Genomic DNA, 17,746 nt, shown 5'->3' with positions numbered 1-17,746 from the left:
CCAGGCTGCGCGCATAGCCGGCAAGCACCCTGCCCTGCAGGTGCTTGCCGGCACGTTGCAGGCGCCCCGGCTCTTGGGATGACTCGGCCTTGAGCCAGCGTGCGCAGAGCATCGGCGTGAGGGTCACCGAGACCAGCAGGGAAATCAGGATGGCCGCTGCCAGGGTCAGCGAGAACTCGCGGAACAGCCGCTCGACGATGCCGCCCATGAACAGGATGGAGATGAACACCGCGACCAGCGACAGGTTCATCGACAGCAGGGTAAAGCCCACCTCCTTGGCCCCCTTGAGCGCGGCGGGCAGTGGCCTTTCGCCGTTCTCGATATGCCGGGCGATGTTCTCCAGCACCACGATGGCGTCGTCGACCACCAGACCGGTGGCGACGATCAGCGCCATCAGCGACAGGTTGTTCAGCGAAAAGCCCCACAGGTACATGGCCGCGAAGGTGCCGATCAGCGACACCGGCACCGCCAGTGCCGGAATCAGCGCCGCCCGCCAGTGGCCGAGGAAGGCGAACACCACCAGGATGACCAGTCCCACGGCGATCAGCAGGGTGCGTTCGGCCTCGCGCAGGGTGGCGCGGATCACCGACGAACGTTCCATCGCCACGTCCAGCTCGAGGCTGGCCGGAATCACCGCACGCAGTGCCGGCAGCTGGGCGTTGATGGCCTCGATCGTCTCCAGGATGTTGGCACCGGCCTGGCGGTTGATCACCACCAGCACGGCTTCCCGGTCGTTGTAGAAGCCACTGTTGTAGCGGTCCTCCACCGCGTCGCGCACGCTGGCCACATCGCCCAGACGGATCGCCGCGCCGTCCTGGTAGCGAATGATCAGGGGGATGTACTCGGCGGCCGTGCGCAGCTGGTCGTTGGCCTGGATCTGCCAGTGGCGCCGGTCGTCCGCGACGGCGCCCTTGGGGCGCTGCTGATTGGCGTCGGCGATGGCCCGGCGCACCTCGTCCAGGGCCACGCCGTACTGGTCCAGCAACCGGGGCTGCAGCTCGATGCGCACCGCCGGCAGCGAGCTGCCGCCGACCTGCACTTCGCCCACCCCAGGCACCTGGGAGAGCTTCTGGCCGACGATGGAGCTGGCGATGTCGTACAGCTCGCCCTGCCCCAGCACCGGTGAGGTGAGCGACAGCACCATGATCGGCGCCTGGGCGGGGTTGATCTTGTTGTAGGTGGGCATGCTGCGCATGCCGCTGGGCAGCTGCGGCCGCGCCTCGTTGATGGCCGCCTGCACCTCGCGGGCGGCGGCGTTGATGTCACGGTCCAGGTCGAACACCAGGATGATGCGGGTGTTGCCCTGACTGCTGCGGCTGGTCATCTCGTTGATGCCGGCGATGCCGCCCAGCGCCCGCTCCAGCGGCGTGGCCACGGTCGAGGCCATGATCTGCGGACTGGCGCCCGGCAGGCTGGCCTGCACGGTAATGGCCGGGAAATCCATGTTCGGCAGCGGCGACACCGGCAGCAGGCCGAAGCTCAGCGCGCCGACCAGCAGGATGGCCAGGCTGATCAGCAGCGTGGCCACCGGCCGGACGATGAACGGCGCCGAGAGGTTCATGACCGGGCGCCTTCCGCGGCGACTCCCGCCGCGCTGCGCCCGGTGAAGCGCCGGCTCAGGCGGTCGAAGTACAGGTAGATCACCGGCGTGGTGAACAGGGTCAGCAACTGGCTGAGCAGCAGGCCGCCGACCAGCACCAGGCCCAGCGGCTGGCGCAGCTCCGCGCCCGAGCCGGTGGCGAACATCAGCGGAATGGCGCCGAACAGCGCGGCCAGGGTGGTCATCAGGATCGGCCGGAAGCGCAGCAGCGCCGCCTGGTGGATGGCGGCCTGCGGGGCCATGCCCTGATGGCGCTCCGCCTCCAGCGCGAAGTCGATCATCATGATGGCGTTCTTCTTGACGATGCCGATCAGCAGGATGATGCCGATGATGGCGATCAGCCCCAGGTCGTTGCCGGTGAGCAGCAACGCCAGCAGCGCGCCGACCGCCGCCGACGGCAGCGTGGAGAGGATGGTGATCGGGTGGATGTAGCTCTCGTAGAGCACGCCGAGCACGATGTACATGGTCACGATGGCCGCCAGGATCAGCAGCAGCGTGCTGGACAGCGAGGCGCGGAAGGCCTGCGCGGCGCCCTGGAACTGGCGAACGATGCCGGCCGGCAGACCGATGTCCTGTTCGACCTGCTCGATCACCGCCACCGCTTCGCCCAGGGACACGCCCGGCGCCAGGTTGAAGGACAGGGTCACCGCCGGAAACTGGCCGATGTGGTTGATGAGCAGCGGCGTGGCCCGCTCTTCGAGGCGCACCAGCGCCGACAGCGGCACCTGGCCGCCGTCGCGGGTGGCCAGGTGCACCTGGCGCAGCGCCTGGGGCCCCAGGCGGTCGGCGCCGGCGGTTTCCAGCACCACGCGGTACTGGCTAGCCTGGGTGTAGATGGTGGAGATCTGCCGCTGGCCGAAGGCGTCGTAGAGCGCATCGGTGATGTCTGCGACGCTGACGCCCAGGCGTGCGGCGACATCCCGGTCGATGTCCAGGAACAGCTGCAGCCCACGGTTCTGCAGGTCGCTGGCCACATCGCTCAGCTCCGGGCGCGCGCGCAGGGCCTCGACCAGGCGCGGTGTCCACTCCTCCAGCAGCGCGTCATCCGGCGATTCCAGGCTGAACTGGAACTGGGTGCGGCTGACCCGGTCCTCGATGGTCAGGTCCTGCACCGGCTGCAGGTACAGCTCGATGCCGGGAATCGCCGCCAGCTGCGGACGCAGCCGCTCGATCACCTGGCTGGCGGTCACGTCGCGTTCGGTGTGCGGGATCAGGTTGATCAATAACCGGCCGCTGTTCAGGGTCGGATTGTCGCCATCCACGCCGATGTACGAGGACAGGCCGGCCACTGCCGGGTCCCGCAGGATCACCTCGGTCAGGCGCTGCTGGCGCTCGCTCATGGCCTGGAAGGAAATGCTCTGCGGCGCCTCGGAAATGCCCTGGATCAGGCCGGTGTCCTGCACCGGGAAGAAGCCCTTGGGCACCACCAGATACAGCAGCACGGTCAGGCCCAGGGTGGCGACGGCCACCAGCAGGGTCAGCGGCTGATGACGCAGCACCCAGTGCAAGCCTCGGTCGTAGGCGGCGATCATGCGGTCGATGACGTCGCCGGCGGCGCGGTAGAAGCGCCCCTGGTCGTCCTCGCGCTCCTGGCGCAGGAAACGCGCGCACATCATGGGCGTGAGGGTCAGCGATACCACCAGCGAAATCAGGATGGCCACCGCCAGGGTGATGGCGAACTCGCGGAACAGACGTCCCACCACGTCTTCCATGAACAGCAGGGGAATCAGCACGGCGATCAGCGAGAAGGTCAGCGAGATCAGCGTGAAGCCGATCTGTTTCGCACCCTTGAGCGCGGCCTGCAGCGGTGTTTCGCCCTCCTCCAGATGGCGGGCGATGTTCTCCAGCATGACGATGGCGTCGTCCACCACGAAGCCCGCCGCCACGGTGAGCGCCATCAGGGTCAGGTTGTTGATGGAGAAGCCCGCCAGGTACATGACCGCGAAGGTGCCGATCAGCGACAAGGGCACGGCGATGGAGGGTATCACCGTGGCCGCCAGCCGACGCAGGAACAGGAAGGTGACCAGCACCACCAGGCACACCGCCAACAGCAGCTCGAACTGCACGTGGCTGACGGCGGCGCGAATGGTCTGGGTGCGGTCGGTGAGCACCGTCACGTCCAGGTTGGCCGGCAGGCTGGCGCTGATCTGCGGCAGCAACTGCTGGATGCGGTCGACCACCTCGATGACGTTGGCACCCGGTTGGCGCTGGATGTTAAGCAGCACCGCGCCATTGCGGTTGGCCCAGGCGGCCAGGCGTTCGTTCTCGGCGCCGTTGACGATGCTGGCCACGTCCTTCAGGCGCAGGGCGGCGCCGTTCTGGTAGCTGAGGATCAGCTCGGCGTATTCCTCGGCGGAGCGCAGCTGGTCGTTGGCATCCAGCTGCGACACGCGGGTCGGGCCGTCGAAGTTGCCCTTGGGCTGGTTGACGTTGGAGGCACCGATCAGCGCGCGCACATCGGCGAGGTTCAGCCCGTAGGCGGCCAGCGCCTCGGGATTGACCCGGATACGCACCGCCGGCCGCTGGCCGCCGGCCAGGCTGACGAGGCCGACACCGCTGATCTGCGCCAGTTTTTGCGCCATGCGGGTGTCCACCAAGTCATGCACCCGGTATAGCGGCATACTGGGCGAGGTGATGGCCAGGGTCATCACCGGGGTGTCCGCCGGGTTGACCTTGTTGTACACCGGCGGGGACGGCAGGTCGTTGGGCAGCAGGTTGCTGGCCGCGTTGATGGCGGCCTGCACTTCCTGTTCAGCGACATCCAGTTCGACGTCCAGGCTGAAGCGCAGGGTAATTACAGAGGCGCCGCCTGAGCTGGTCGAGGACATCTGCTCCAGGCCGGGCATCTGGCCGAACTGGCGCTCCAGCGGCGCAGTCACCGCGCGGGTCATCACCTCGGGACTGGCGCCCGGATACAGCGTCATGACGCGGATGGTCGGGTAGTCCACCTCCGGCAGCGCGGAAACCGGCAGCAGCCGGTAGGCGATCAGTCCACTGAGGAAGATGGCCACCATCAGCAAGGTGGTGGCTACCGGACGCAGGATGAAGGGCCGCGAGATGTTCATGCGTCGCGCTTGGCGGTGGCCGCCGGCAAGCTCTCGATCACCTGCACGGGCGAACCGTCGCGCAGGCGGTCGGTGCCTTCCAGCACCAGGCGCTCGCCGGGCTGCACCCCGGCCTCGATGAGCGTCAGCTCACCACTGCTGGGCCCTGCGGTGACCTGGCGCAGCTCGACGGTGTCGCCCTCGCCCACTACATAGACGAAGGTGCCGCGCGAACCGTATTGCAGCGCTGCGGCGGGAATCAGCAGAGCCTGTTGGCGGGTGCTGACCCGCAGGCGCACATTGACGAACTGGTTGGGAAACAGGCGCTGGTCGGCATTGGCGAAGCGGGCCTTGAGACGCAGGGTGCCGGTGGCCGTGTCGATCTGGTTGTCGAGGCTTGCCAGTTGCCCTTGCGCCAACACCTCGCGCTCGGCGCGGTCCCAGGCTTCGACGTTCAGCGTTCGCCCGGCACGCAGTTGCTCCAGCACCGGGGGCAGCTCGCCCTCCGGCAGGGTGAAGCTGACCGCGATGGGCTCGGTCTGGGTGATGCTGACCAGCACGGTGCTGTCATTGCTGGTCAGTAGGTTGCCCAGATCCACCTGGCGCAGGCCGAGGCGTCCGGAAATCGGCGCGCGGATCTGGGTGAAGTCCAGGTTCAGGCGGGCTTCCTCGACGCTGGCCTGCTGAACCTTGAGCTGTCCCTGGTACTGGGCGACCAGCGCCTGCTGGGTGTCCAGGGTCTGGCGGGCGATAGAGTCTTCCTGGTACAGGCCCTCATAACGGGCCAGGTCGATCTCGGCATTCTTCAGCTGGGCGCGGGTCTGCTGCAGCTGACCTTCGGCCAGGCGCAGCGCCGTCTCGTAGGGACGCGGATCGATCACCGCCAGCAGATCGCCGGCCTTGACGCGTTGGCCTTCTTCGAACAACACCTTGACCAGCTCACCGCCCACCCGCGTCCGTACGTTCGCGGTGTTGTACGCGGTGACCGTGCCCAGCGCGCGCAGCTCGATGGGGAAGTCACCCCGGGTCACCGGCGCGACGCGTACCGGCACCGGGCCGCCGAAACCGAAGCGTGCCGGGCCGGCGCCGGGGCCACCCAGTCCACCCGCACCGGTCGTGGCCTTGCCGGCGGGCCACAACCACCAGGCCAGCAGCACGAGCAGAACCAGCAACACCAGCAGCCCGCCACGGCGGAGGTTGCGCGACAGGGTGGAAGGAGACTCGGACATGACGGATTGCGCCTGGGACAAATCGAATGGCCGCACGATAAGGATTGAGCAAGCGCCTGCAAAGGCTCTTTACCGCAGTTTTACCTGCGGCGGGCGCGGGGAATTGTAAGGAGGGGTGAATCGAGGGAAAAAAGCGCCCCGACCAAGCGGGGCGCGGGTGACTCAGCGCAGTACCGCCAGCGCGGCCTGGTAGTCGGGCTCCTGGCCGATTTCCGGAACCAGCTCGCTGTGCAGGACCTTGTCCTGCTCGTCCAGCACCACCACGGCACGGGCAGTCAGGCCGACCATCGGACCATTGGCGATGGCGACGCCATAGTCCTGCAGGAACTCACGACCGCGCATCGTGGACAGGCTGACCACGTTCTGGATGCCTTCGGCACCGCAAAAACGCTTCTGGGCGAACGGCAGGTCGGCGGAAATGCACAGCACCACGGTGTTCTGCAGGCTGGAAGCCTCGGTGTTGAACTTGCGCACCGAGGTGGCACAGGTCGGCGTGTCGATGCTCGGGAAGATGTTCAGCACCTTGCGCTTGCCGGCGAAGCTGGCCAGGGTGACGTCGGCCAGGTCAGTACCGACCAGGCTGAACGCCGGCGCCTGCTGACCGGGCTGCGGCAGGTTGCCGGAAATCTCGATGGGGTTGCCACGCATGGTCACTTGAGCCATTTGCTTGATCCTTCTGGTGGGATTGGGGGATTGCCAGGCTGGCAATTTAAGCATGGCAGCGCCCGGATCACACCCGGACGGCTGCCTGCTTGGCGAAATACTCCCGGGTCAGGCGCACCACTACCGGGCTCAGTAGCAGCAGCGCGACCAGGTTGGGAATGGCCATCAGCCCATTAAGGGTATCGGCTACTAGCCAGGTGAAGTCCAACTGGGTCAGCGCGCCGATCGGCACCGCCAGCACCCAGACCACCCGGAACGGCCAGATGGCGCGCGTTCCCATCATGAACTCCCAGCATTTCTCGCCGTAGAAGCTCCAGCCCAGGATGGTGGTGTAGGCGAAGGTGACCAGCGCCAGGGTCAGCAGCGCGCCGCCGAAACCCGGCATCGCCGACTCGAAGGCCGCAGCGGACAGCGCCGCCCCGCTCACCCCGCTGGTCCATACGCCGGAGCAGATGATGGCCAGGCCGGTCATCGAGCAGACGATGATGGTGTCGATGAACGTGCCCAGCATGCCGATCAGGCCGGAGCGCACCGCGTTGTCGGTGGTGCCTGCCGCCTGGGCGATGCCCGCGGTACCGAGGCCGGCCTCGTTGGAGAAGATCCCGCGCGCCACGCCATAGCGGATAGCTGCCATGACGGCTGCGCCGGCAAAGCCGCCGGTAGCGGCGATGGGGCTGAAGGCATGCTCGATGATCAGGGCGAAGGCGGCCGGGATGGCGTCCAGGTTGACGATCAGCACCACCAGCGCGGCCAGCACATAGGCCACGCACATGAACGGTACCAGGGCTGCCGCCACCATACCGATGCGACGGATGCCGCCGAGGATCACCAGGCCGGTCAGCAGCATGGCAGCCAGGCCGGTCACCCACAGCGGCACGCTGAACGTGGTTTCCAGCGCGTGCGCCATGCTGTTGACCTGCACCATGTTGCCGATACCGAAACCGGCCAGTCCGCCGAACAGCGCGAAGGCCCCGCCCAGCCAGGCCCACTTGCGGCCCAGGCCATTGCGGATCGCATACATGGGGCCGCCAACGTGTTCGCCCCGTGCGTCCTTCTCGCGGTAATGCACAGCCAGTACCACTTCGCAGTACTTGGTGGCCATACCCACCAGCGCGGTCATCCACATCCAGAACAACGCACCGGGGCCGCCCAGGAAGATCGCGGTGGCCACCCCGGCGATGTTGCCGGTACCCACGGTCGCCGCCAGGGTGGTCATCAGCGCCTGGAACGGGCTGATCTCGCCAGTGCCCTCCTCGCCCTTCGCCCGCCCCTGCCACATCAGTCGGAAACCGGGGCCGATCTGCCGCAGCGGCATGAAGCGCAGGTACAGCATCAGGAAGAAGCCTGTGCCCAGAATCAGCACCAGCATCGGCGGCCCCCAGACAAGGCCGTTCAATTGATTGACCAGGTTCTGTATCGCTTCCATAGCGTTATCCTTCTTTTTCGACCGGGGAAGAATCGTGCGAATGTCGGCAATCGGCAAGAATTTTCGTGTCGTTTAGCCATCAATCCATCAAAAATCCCGCCGATAGAAGATGTCGAGGGAGCTGGCCAGTCCACTGGCCGCCTCCAGGAAAACCCGGCGGCTGAGACGATAGCGCAGGGACAGGGTGTTCACGGAATCGAACACGCCGACACCGTAGCTGAGGGTCAGGCGGTCGGACAGACGCCCGCTGGCCACCACGCTTGTCTGGGCGCCACTGCCCTCGGTTTCCAGCAGAAAATCCTTGATGCCCAACTGGCGCGCGATGTTGCCGGTGATACCGGCGCTGCCGGCAAGGCCCAGTCCGATGGCGGCCTGGGCCAGCAAGGCGCCGTCACCCGCACCGTCATCGCCGCTGCCCAGCGGGCGCCCCAGTACCAGATAGGACAGCGCCTGCTCCTGCGCCATGGCCGGCTCGGAAAAGACCTCGACGCGGGGCGCCGCGGCGCTGCCGGTGATACGCAGGCCGGCCACCACGTCATCGACCCGGCGGATAGCCTCCACATCCAGGAACGGCTGGTCGATGGGCCCGACGAACAGCAAGCGAGCCCGTCGGATGGTCAGGCGTTGCCCATAGGCCCGGTAACGGCCCCGCGTCAGGGCCAGTTCGCCCCGGGTATCCAACTGGTCGCCGATATGCACATCGCCGGCCACCTGGGCGGTGAGGCCGAAGCCTGAGAAGTTCAGCTCCTCCTGACCGACTACCACGGTGATGTCCATGCGCATCGGCAGGCCCTCGCCCTTCTCGGCGGGCTCCTCGCCGACCAGCACCACATCCGGCGAGACCTTCACAGTGGAGGGCGGCAGCTCGCGGATGGTGATGTCGCCACGCGGCACCGCAAGGCGCCCGCTGAGCGACAGGCCCTGGGCGGTGAGGGCGATGCGCAGGTCCGGCTCCACTTCCAGTTCGGCGTACGGCGGCATCACCACCGACAGACGGGTGCCGGATAGGCGGATGTCCGCCGCGGGGCGGTCCTGCCAGGTCAGCCAGCCGGCGATCCGCCCTGAGCCGCGAGCACCGCTGCGCCAGTTACCGTCCAGATCCATGCGCTGGCCGCTGATGGTTGCCAGCACCTGGAGGTTCTCCAGGCTGGTCGGCAGCTCCCCCCCGGCCACCAGACCTTCGGTGAGCCGCAGCTGTCCGGTCACTTGCGGCGCTTGCAACGTCCCGCTCAGGCGCCCGTTACCGTTGATCTGGCCCTCCAATTGCCCCACCTGAGGCACGAAGGGACCGGCGACCGCCAGGTTCAGGCCTCGCAGGGTGAAGGTGCCCGCCAGAGGCTTTTCCTCCCCGCGCGGATCAATGCGGGCCTCAAGCTGCAACTCGCCCAGTTGTCCCCCATTGAAGCGGGCCTGCAGATCCACCTGCTCCGGTCTCAGCATGCTGTCCAGGCGCAGTGCCTCATAGGGGAAATCGACCCATTCCTCCTCTTCGCGAAGCCGCAGAACCCCTTGCCCGGCATCCAGCCGGACCTGGCCACGCGGCCCGCCTTCCGGCAGCTCCAGTTCCAGGTAGCCGTTCAGCTCGCCCTGCCACTGGAAATCATCGGGCAGCCAGCGCGCCAGGCTGGCCAGGTCGAAGTCGCGCAACTGGTAGCGCAGGCTCGGCTCCGGCATCAGCCGCTGCTCGCCCTCCCCGCACAGGCTGGCAGCGCCCGAACGCCAGCATTGCGCCCCGAGCACCAGGCGACCGTCCGCAAAACGCTCCAGGGTTGCAGGCGCCTGCAACCGCCAGCGTTGCTCCTGTGCCGACAGCTGCGCCTCCTCGAGCCGCCCCTGCCAGTGCCAGCCCGCGTCGCTCTGGGCCAGGCGCCCGGACAGACCCAGTTTGGCCTCCAGCACATCGCCGGTCAGTTGCAGCGCCACTGCCTGGGTATCCAGATCGCCGTTTCCAGTCAGCGTCAGGCGCCCCCAGTCGGTGTCACCGCTGCGCAAGCCTTCAGCGACGAGGTCGAGGCGGGTCTGGTTGCGCTCGATCAGATTGCCGCGGACATTCAGGCTGTCGACGAACGTTTCACCGTAACCCAAGCGGCGTCCGGCGAGGCTGAGCACTCCCCGTGGCTGTTGCCGCGTGCCGCTCAGGTCAAGGCGGCCCTGTACGGCGCCCCTGAGCTCCGGCCACAACTGGTCGAGACGCGGCAGGGCCAGCTGCAGCTCGGCCGCCAGCTCGCTGCTCAGCAGGCCACGGCCCTGAACACGGTTGTCGCCCAGTTGCACCTCCAGGCGCGGCAGCACCCAGCGCTCACCCTCCACCCGGCCCTGCAGTGCCAGGGTGGTCGGCAGGCGGCGCAGCTCGCCGTCGAGCTGTAGATCAGCTTCGGCCTCGAGGTGGCCGTCCTGCAGTTGCCCCTGGCTGACCAGGCTGCCGTCGAGATTCCCCGGCAGCTCGGCCACCCAGTAGGCAGGGTTCAGCGCGGAAAGCACCAGGCGCGTATTCCAGCGGATGGCGTCGGCAAATCCGAGGCTCAGCTGGCCCGCGGCGCTGCCCTGCCCGGCGTCCAGGCGCAGGGATGGCAGGTGCACTTCACCAAGGTTGCCGCTCACCGGGCTGGACAGGCTGAACGGCCCTGCCGGGCCGTCGAGATCGCCGCTGAAGTTACCCAGGTAATTGCCATCCAGATAACTGAGATCGGCGTCCAGGCGCCGCAGCGTCACCGGCGGCGGCTCCATGGGATACAGGCGCAGCCAGGGAAAATCCCGCCATTGCAGGTGGGCTTCGGCGCTCAGCGCCTCGCTCCAGTCGAGCGAGCCCTCCAGTTGCACGGACTGCTCGCCGCCGGCCTGCAGGCGCACTTGATTGATCTGCGCACCCGTGGCGCTCACCAGAGCGTTGAGCGCCAGGGCGACCGGCCCCTCATCAGCGGGCAGCTGCGCGCCGCCCGTGATGCGGTAGCCGGCGTCCAGCGCGCCTTCGGCCTGCAGGCGAACCTGATTGAGCATCAGGGTGTCGGGTAGCGCGCTACTGGCCTTGAAGCCGCTGGCAGTCAGCAGCAGACTGGCGGGCAGATCGGGTTGCAGCGGCTGGACGTTGCCCTCCAGGCGCCCCTGCAGGTAGCCGCCGCTGTCGACGACCAGGCGCAACCTGCCCTGCAGTTCGCCTTCTGCCTGCAGGGCCAGGGCCCAGGGACGATCATCAGGCGCGGGCAGGATCAGGTTGCCGTTGAGCTGTACGGGCCACTGGCCGCTCGGCTTGACATGCCCCGTAGCGACCAGCCGCAATGCGTCCCCCTGCGCCACCCGCAGCGTTTCGATGCGCAGGCCCTGTTCGTTCCAGTTGGCGCTCAGCTGCAGGTCATGCAGCAGCTCGTTGCCGTTGAGCGACAGGTTGCCGATGGCCGCCTGGCGCAGCTCGATGCGCAAGGGCAGGTTCAGTTCCGGTAGCTGAACGGCCTGCGGTTCGCGTGGGGCTTCCTCGGCAGACGGCGGGAAGACCAGCTGCACGTCCTCGGCACCGAGGTGCTTGATGCACAGGCGCAGCTGGAACAGGCAGCGAAGCGACCAGTCCAGGCGAGGTGCGACCAGGGTGACGCGCTGGCCGTCCTGCCGCCATTCCACATGATTGGCCCGCCAGCTGCCGCCCAGACGGCCCTCGAAGCCCTCAACCTGCAGGCCTGGCGCCTGGCCCAGCACCCAGCGACTGCCGGCAGTCGTACCCAGCACCATGGCAACCGCCAGGGCAAGCAACAGCAGACAGATCAGCAGAGCCAGCAGGCTCCCCTTGACTACGCGATTCACAACTCAGGCCCCATGGAGAAGTGCAGGCGCACGCCACCCGTGCCGTCCAGCGGATGCGCCAGGTCCAGACGCAGCGGGCCGACTGGCGACACCCACCGCACCCCGAAACCCACCCCGCTCTTCAGCGAGGGAATCTCCAGCGAATTGAAGGCGTTGCCATGGTCGGCGAAAGTCGCCAGGCGCCAGGTCGGTGTCAGGGCGAACTGGTACTCGCCACTGACCGCCAGCATGTAGCGGCCACCGACGCGGTCGCCCCGGGAGTTGGTGGGCGACAGGCTCTGGTAGTCGTAGCCGCGCACGCTCTGGTCACCGCCAGCGAAGAAGCGCAGCGACGGCGGCACCGAGGCGTAGTCGTCGGTTTCAGTGCCGCCGACCTGCACCCGGCCGAGAAAGCGGTGCCGTTCGGCCAGGGTGATCAAGCCACGCAGGCCGACTTCGCCACTCACCACACTGGCATCCGAACCCAGGCCTTCCTGGGCACCGGCCAGCTCGAACTGCACCCGGTAGCCGCGGCTGGGGTCGAGCCGGTTGTCGCTCTTGAGATAGGAGTAGGCAATGCCGGGCATCAACAGCGTACTGATGCCCGAATCATCACCCAGCCGATATTCCTCATGCTGCCATTTGAGCGACAGCACGCGCTGCCAACCGTTGGGGCGCCGGCTGTGCCACTCCGGGCCGACGGTGATCAGCTTGCTCAGGCTATCGGTATCGGCCAGTTCCTCGTACTGGTAGCCGCCCGCCAGGCGCAGCTTGTCGGTGAGCGGCTTGTCGCCCGGCATGTCATACCAGAGCCCGACGTTCTGCCGCGGGGCGGACCACTCGGTGTCGATGCCATAGCTGTGGCCTTGGGGATTGCGCCAATGGCGGGTCCACTCGAAGCGCCCCCGCGGGCCGACGTCCGTGGAATAGCCCAGACCCACACCGAAGGTGCGTGGCTTGCGGGTATCCAGGCGCACCTCCACCGGGATCTCGCCGGCCTGCGCCAGGCTGGGCGCGGCGTCCACGCGGATGCTCTCGAAGTAGCCGCTGCCCTGCAGATTCTGGTGCAGCTCGGCGATCAGTTCGCTGTCGTAGGGCGTACCCGGCTCGAAGGGCAGCATGCGTCGCAGCAGCTGATCCTCGAAGGGGTATTCGCCCGTGAAGGTGATGTCGCCGAAACGATGACGCTCGCCGCTCTGGTAGATCAGTTCGATGTCCGCATGGCCCGCGACCGGGTCCACCAGGATGCGCTGCTGCACAAAGCGTCCGGCAAAGTAACCGAAGCGCGCCGACTGGCTTTCGATGCGGCCCTTCACCGCCTCGTAATCACCGTGGTTGAGCACCTGCCCCGGGCGCAGGCGCTCCAGATCGGGCTTTTGGAAACCCGCCTGACTGGCGGCGGGACCTTCGATGCGCACCGTGACATTGCGCAGGCGCACCGGCTCGCCGGCATCGATGCGTACCGTCAGGCGCGGCGTCGCGGAGGTGCTCACCTCGGTGCGAATCTGCGCACGGTAGTACCCCAGCGCTTCGGCGGCCTGGCGCGCCTGCGCGCCGGCAATGCGGCTCAGACGCATCAGTTCGTCACGGTCCTTGCCATCCAGCTCGCCGATGTAACCCTCGACGTTCGCCTTGAGGTCCGGGTTCTGCGGGGTGATGCGCACGCGCAGCTGGTCGGCCAGCGCGGGTCCTGCCAGCAGGTACAGCAGCAGGCTCCATCCTGCTCCATGCCGCCTCATCGGGGACCATAAGACCACAGGCTCGATTTCTCCGCGAAAGGTATCAGCCGCGCGCTATCCGGAGACGCCAGCCAGGGGTTGGGGATTGGGGTGGAAGAATACATGTTCTCGCACCGGGCCGACGGCCACCTCGCCGATTTCCCGGTAGCCGTTGCGCCGGTAGAAGTCCAGATACTGCTGGTTGCCGGTATCCAGCACGATGCCATGCGACTGACTGTCCTGGGCGCACCAGTCATGTAGCGCGGCCAGCAGCCGCTCGCCATAGCCGCGGCCCTGGTAGTCGGGCAGCACCCCGAGCAGTGGCAGCAGATGATGGGGGCCGGTCGGCACGCAGGCCATCACCGCCTCATGGAATTCCAGATAGCGGCGTGTGGCCCGGCGCCCCGCGCCCAGCAGCATGCGCAGCCGCCAACCCCAGCTTTCCGTCACTTCCAGCCGCCGCTCCGGCGGGGCGACCAGGGCGATGCCGATCAGCCGGTCGTTCTGCACCAGCCCCAGCGCCGGGCGGTGCTCGGCGATGTGATTGCGCAACAGCTCGCGCAACGTGGTGCGCAGCCGGTGGTCGTAGCCAGGGCGGCTGGCGTCCATCAGCCAGCGAAAGGTCGGATCGTTGCGGTACGCCCTGAACAGCAACGAGGCGGCTTCCGGGCCATAGCTGCTGTCCAGCAGGCAGACCTCGGCGGATTCGGCGGCTTGGCTGGCAGACATGCGGTCTCACTCCTTGGTCGGTTCTGCTGCGACCCTAGCAGCGGGCTCGGGTGGCCGCCAGAAGGCCCCTTGGGCTAGCATCGCGTTTTTCACTCGGGGCCTGCCGTCATGAAGTTCGTTTCGTTCAACATCAATGGCCTGCGCGCCCGACCGCACCAGTTGGAGGCGCTGATCGAGAAGCATCAGCCCGATGTGATCGGCTTGCAGGAGACCAAGGTGTCCGACGAGCAGTTCCCGCTGGAGGCGGTCCAGGCGCTGGGCTACCACGTGCATTTCCACGGGCAGAAGAGCCATTACGGCGTGGCCCTGCTGTCGCGTCAGGCACCGCTGACCGTCTTCAAGGGCTTCCCCTGGGACGGCGAGGAGTCGCAGCGGCGCCTGATCGGCGGCAGCTTCGCGATGGCCGACGGGCAGATCGTCCATGTGCTCAACGGCTATTTCCCCCAGGGCGAGAACCGCGACCATCCTGTGAAGTTTCCCGCCAAGACGCGCTTCTATGCCGACCTGCAGCGACTGCTCGAAGAACAGTACCGCCCCGACCAGCCGCTGGTGGTCATGGGCGACTTCAACATCTCGCCGCAGGACTGCGATATCGGCATCGGCGCGGAGAATGCCAAACGCTGGCTGCGTACCGGCAAGTGCAGCTTCCTGCCCGAGGAGCGCGAGTGGATGGAGCGCCTGAAGGCGTGGGGCCTGGTAGACAGCTTCCGGCAGCTGCACCCCGAGGTGCATGACCGTTTCAGTTGGTTCGACTATCGCAGTCGCGGCTTCGAGGACGATCCGCGTCGCGGCCTGCGCATAGACCTGGTCCTGGCCTCGAAGGCCCTGGAAAGTCGCTTCCGGGACGCCGGCGTCGACTACGACCTGCGCGGCATGGAAAAACCGTCCGACCATGCGCCGATCTGGCTGGAAATCGCCTGATACGAACCGGTTCGCACCCGCGCCGCTTGTCACTGCGCTGTAACGCAACCGTCATCTGGCGACTCTAGCCTTGCGCGGCATCATCCTGCCGGAGTCGCCGCATGTCGCTGTTGCGTGCCTTGCTTGCCGTTTCGCTGATTTCCGGTTGCGCGCTGAGCGTCGCCAGTCCGCAGCCCGCCACCCTGCTGAGTATCCAGGGCTCCAATACCGTTGGCGCTGCCCTGGCGCCGGCCCTCATCGAGGGGCTGTTCCGCCAGCAGGGTTTCAGCGTCATCACCCGCCGGCCGGGGCGACAGGAGAACGAACAGACGATACAGGCGCGCAAGCCCGACGGAAGCTGGGTCGGCATCGCGGTCGCCGCCCATGGCTCCAGCACCGGCTTTCGGGCGTTACGCGAAGGCAGTGCCCAGCTGGCAGCGTCGTCTCGACCGGTGAAGGACAGCGAGGTGGATGCGCTCGCCCGTCGCGGCGACCTGCGCTCGGCAGCCGCCGAGCAGGTCATCGCGATCGATGGCCTCGCCATCATCGTGCACCCTACCAATCCGCTACGTACCCTGGATGTGGATCAACTGGCAGCGCTGTTCTCCGGGGAGCTGCGTTCCTGGCGGCAGCTGGGCGGCGCGGATGCGCCGGTGCGCCTGTATGCCCGCGATGACCAGTCCGGCACCTACGACACCTTCAAGGAACTGGTGCTGGTGCCCCAGGGCAGACAACTGGACGCGGCCGCGCAGCGCTTCGAATCGAATGATCGGCTGGCCGAGGCCGTGCTGGCCGATCCCCAGGGGATCGGCTTCGTCGGCCTGGCCTCCGTGGGCAGAACCCGCGCCCTGGCCATTTCCGCCGGCGGCGCCCAGGCACTGCTGCCCAGCCCGGACAGCATCGCCACGGAGGATTACCCGCTGGCCCGTCGCCTGTTCCTGTACCGAGCACCGGACGACAACAACCCCTGGGCGCAGGCGCTGATCGATTTCGCCCAGAGTGCCGAGGGCCAGCGCATCGTCGAGCAGGTGGGCTTCATCGGTCAGGCCGTGCGCGCCATCCCGGTCGAGGCGCACGCCGACCTGCCCGTCGACTACCGCCAGCTGGCGCAAGCCGGCCGACGCCTGTCGGTCAATTTCCGCTTCCAGGAAGGCAGCGCCCAGCTGGACAACAAGGCGGTGCGTGACCTGCGGCGCGTGCGCGACTATCTGGACGCCCACACCGGTGACGATGCACAACTGGTCCTGGTGGGGTTCGGCGATGCCAAGAGCGACCCTGGCCGCGCCCGCCTGCTGTCGCGCCTGCGGGCCGAGACGGTGCGCCGCGCGCTGTCGCGCCTCGGCGTGACTCATACCCAGGTCCTGGGCATCGGCGACGACCTGCCGGTGGCCGACAACCAGGCCGAATCCGGGCGCATCCGCAACCGGCGGGTGGAGGTGTGGGTTCGCTGAATCCCACCGTTGCAGACGGCAGCGGACAGGCTTAGGCTATGCGCCGCACTGACGCCGGGCCCCTCTGGCGGTGGGTTTCCCACCGCGATGTCGGAGTCAGCTGTTTCCGACAATCCGATGCTGGAGGGCCTGACCGATGCATCCGTTCGACTTTCTCACCACCCCCTTCCTGGGCACCCCCGCCTGGTTCTGGCTGGGCTTCCTGGCCATTGTCATCCTGCTCTTGGTCCTCGACCTCGGCGTCCTGCACCGCGAAGAGCGCGAAATCGAAATGCGCGAGAGCTTGCTGCTCTACAGCGGCTATTTCAGCGTGGGCGTGCTGTTCGGCGTGTGGGTGTGGTTCGAGCTCGGCGCGCAGAGCGCCATGGAGTTCTACACCGGCTTTCTGGTGGAACAGTCGCTGTCCATGGACAACGTGTTCGTGATGGCGATGATCTTCGGTGCCTTCAGCATCCCGCGTCGCTATCAGCACCGGGTGCTGTTCTGGGGCATCATCGGCGTGGTGGTGCTGCGCGCCATCATGATCGGCCTGGGTACCGCGCTGGTGAAGGAGTTCGAGTGGGTGCTCTACCTGTTCGGCGCCTTCCTGCTGCTGTCCGGGGTGAAGATGCTCTTCCAGAAGGAAGAGGAGGAGCACCCGGACCTGGAAAACAACCGCATGATCCGCTTCGTGCGCCGCCACATCCGCATGACCGACACCCTGCACGAAGGCCGCTTCTTCGTGCGCCTGAAGCCGGCGGGCGCCGAGCGTGCCCTGCTCTACGCCACGCCGCTGTTCCTCTGCCTGGTGCTGATCGAGCTGGCCGACCTGGTGTTCGCGGTGGATAGCGTACCGGCGGTATTCGCCATCACCCAGGACCCGTTCATCGTCTACACCTCGAACATCTTCGCCATCCTCGGCCTGCGTTCGCTGTATTTCGCCCTGGCGGCGCTGATGCACCGCTTCGTGTACCTCAAGTACGCCCTGGCGCTGGTGCTGATCTTCATCGGCGGCAAGATCTTCGCCCACGGTTTCATCGGCAAGGTACCCGCCGTGCTGTCGCTGAGCGTGACCCTCGGCCTGCTGGCCGGTGGCGTGCTCCTCTCGTTGTTCAAGACCCGCGATAAGCCGGCACAGCAGTAAGCGACTCCCGCGAAACGACAAGGGCGCCTCACGGCGCCCTTGTCGTTTCATGCCAATCAGATCGCTTCATCGAGCGGCTCGGCGGGCGTGCG

The 17,746-nt window shown here is 67.2% G+C and carries 11 protein-coding genes; 3 read left to right on the top strand and 8 right to left on the bottom strand.

Annotation, left to right across the window (positions count from 1 at the left end):
- The 8 genes from AS93_RS0114870 to AS93_RS0114835 all read right to left on the bottom strand — a co-directional run.
- Window positions 1-1,561 (bottom strand): efflux RND transporter permease subunit (locus AS93_RS0114870; protein WP_027591344.1); only part of this gene is annotated, 1,561 nt, incomplete at its 3' end.
- Window positions 1,558-4,665 (bottom strand): MdtB/MuxB family multidrug efflux RND transporter permease subunit, encoded by a 3,108-nt coding sequence (locus AS93_RS0114865; protein WP_027591343.1) that lies wholly within the window; start codon window positions 4,663-4,665, stop codon window positions 1,558-1,560. The genes AS93_RS0114865 and AS93_RS0114870, both read right to left, overlap by 4 nt.
- Window positions 4,662-5,873 (bottom strand): MdtA/MuxA family multidrug efflux RND transporter periplasmic adaptor subunit, encoded by a 1,212-nt coding sequence (locus AS93_RS19500; protein WP_051587502.1) that lies wholly within the window; start codon window positions 5,871-5,873, stop codon window positions 4,662-4,664. The genes AS93_RS0114865 and AS93_RS19500 overlap by 4 nt, the downstream gene beginning before the upstream one ends.
- Window positions 5,874-6,035: 162 nt before the next feature.
- The gene (gene tpx, locus AS93_RS0114855) at window positions 6,036-6,536 is read right to left on the bottom strand and encodes a thiol peroxidase (RefSeq protein WP_027591342.1); all 501 of its coding nucleotides are present in this window, start codon (window positions 6,534-6,536) and stop codon (window positions 6,036-6,038) included.
- A gap of 67 nt (window positions 6,537-6,603) precedes the next feature.
- Window positions 6,604-7,962: a sodium:alanine symporter family protein gene (locus AS93_RS0114850; RefSeq protein ID WP_027591341.1), complete on the bottom strand. Its 1,359-nt coding sequence runs from the start codon at window positions 7,960-7,962 to the stop codon at window positions 6,604-6,606.
- Window positions 7,963-8,049: 87 nt separating this feature from the next.
- Window positions 8,050-11,754, bottom strand: a complete 3,705-nt coding sequence (locus AS93_RS0114845) for a translocation/assembly module TamB domain-containing protein (protein WP_027591340.1) — start codon at window positions 11,752-11,754, stop codon at window positions 8,050-8,052.
- On the bottom strand, window positions 11,751-13,472 hold the full coding sequence (locus tag AS93_RS0114840) for an autotransporter assembly complex family protein (protein WP_027591339.1): 1,722 nt from the start codon (window positions 13,470-13,472) through the stop codon (window positions 11,751-11,753). The genes AS93_RS0114845 and AS93_RS0114840 overlap by 4 nt, the downstream gene beginning before the upstream one ends.
- Before the next feature lie 54 nt (window positions 13,473-13,526).
- Entirely contained in the window at window positions 13,527-14,180 is a 654-nt protein-coding gene (locus AS93_RS0114835; protein ID WP_027591338.1) for a GNAT family N-acetyltransferase, read from the bottom strand.
- Window positions 14,181-14,288: 108 nt separating this feature from the next.
- On the opposite strand from AS93_RS0114835, the gene xthA reads away from it, so the two are divergent.
- From xthA to AS93_RS0114820, 3 genes are all read left to right on the top strand, one after another.
- Window positions 14,289-15,101, top strand: a complete 813-nt coding sequence (xthA, locus tag AS93_RS0114830; protein WP_027591337.1) for an exodeoxyribonuclease III — start codon at window positions 14,289-14,291, stop codon at window positions 15,099-15,101.
- A 101-nt stretch (window positions 15,102-15,202) separates the two neighbouring features.
- A complete protein-coding gene (locus tag AS93_RS19495; protein WP_051587501.1) occupies window positions 15,203-16,531 on the top strand; it encodes a phosphate ABC transporter substrate-binding/OmpA family protein in 1,329 nt (442 codons plus the stop codon).
- 136 nt (window positions 16,532-16,667) lie between these two features.
- On the top strand, window positions 16,668-17,654 hold the full coding sequence (locus tag AS93_RS0114820) for a TerC family protein (RefSeq protein ID WP_027591336.1): 987 nt from the start codon (window positions 16,668-16,670) through the stop codon (window positions 17,652-17,654).
- Window positions 17,655-17,746: the final 92 nt, after the last annotated feature.

Origin of the sequence: Pseudomonas sp. RL (assembly GCF_000647775.1) — a bacterium.
GTDB classification, from domain to species: Bacteria; Pseudomonadota; Gammaproteobacteria; order Pseudomonadales; family Pseudomonadaceae; genus Serpens; species Serpens flexibilis.
Note: the sequence above shows the minus strand (reverse complement) of the source record. Positions and strands in the feature narration are given on the sequence as shown.

Coding starts and splice junctions, on each gene's coding strand:
- AS93_RS0114850 (WP_027591341.1), bottom strand. CDS start 7,962: ATGGAAGCGATACAGAACCTGGTCAATCAATTGAACGGCCTTGTCTGG.
- AS93_RS0114865 (WP_027591343.1), bottom strand. CDS start 4,665: ATGAACATCTCGCGGCCCTTCATCCTGCGTCCGGTAGCCACCACCTTG.
- AS93_RS0114820 (WP_027591336.1), top strand. CDS start 16,668: ATGCATCCGTTCGACTTTCTCACCACCCCCTTCCTGGGCACCCCCGCC.
- xthA (WP_027591337.1), top strand. CDS start 14,289: ATGAAGTTCGTTTCGTTCAACATCAATGGCCTGCGCGCCCGACCGCAC.
- tpx (WP_027591342.1), bottom strand. CDS start 6,536: ATGGCTCAAGTGACCATGCGTGGCAACCCCATCGAGATTTCCGGCAAC.
- AS93_RS0114840 (WP_027591339.1), bottom strand. CDS start 13,472: ATGAGGCGGCATGGAGCAGGATGGAGCCTGCTGCTGTACCTGCTGGCA.
- AS93_RS0114835 (WP_027591338.1), bottom strand. CDS start 14,180: ATGTCTGCCAGCCAAGCCGCCGAATCCGCCGAGGTCTGCCTGCTGGAC.
- AS93_RS19500 (WP_051587502.1), bottom strand. CDS start 5,873: ATGTCCGAGTCTCCTTCCACCCTGTCGCGCAACCTCCGCCGTGGCGGG.
- AS93_RS19495 (WP_051587501.1), top strand. CDS start 15,203: ATGTCGCTGTTGCGTGCCTTGCTTGCCGTTTCGCTGATTTCCGGTTGC.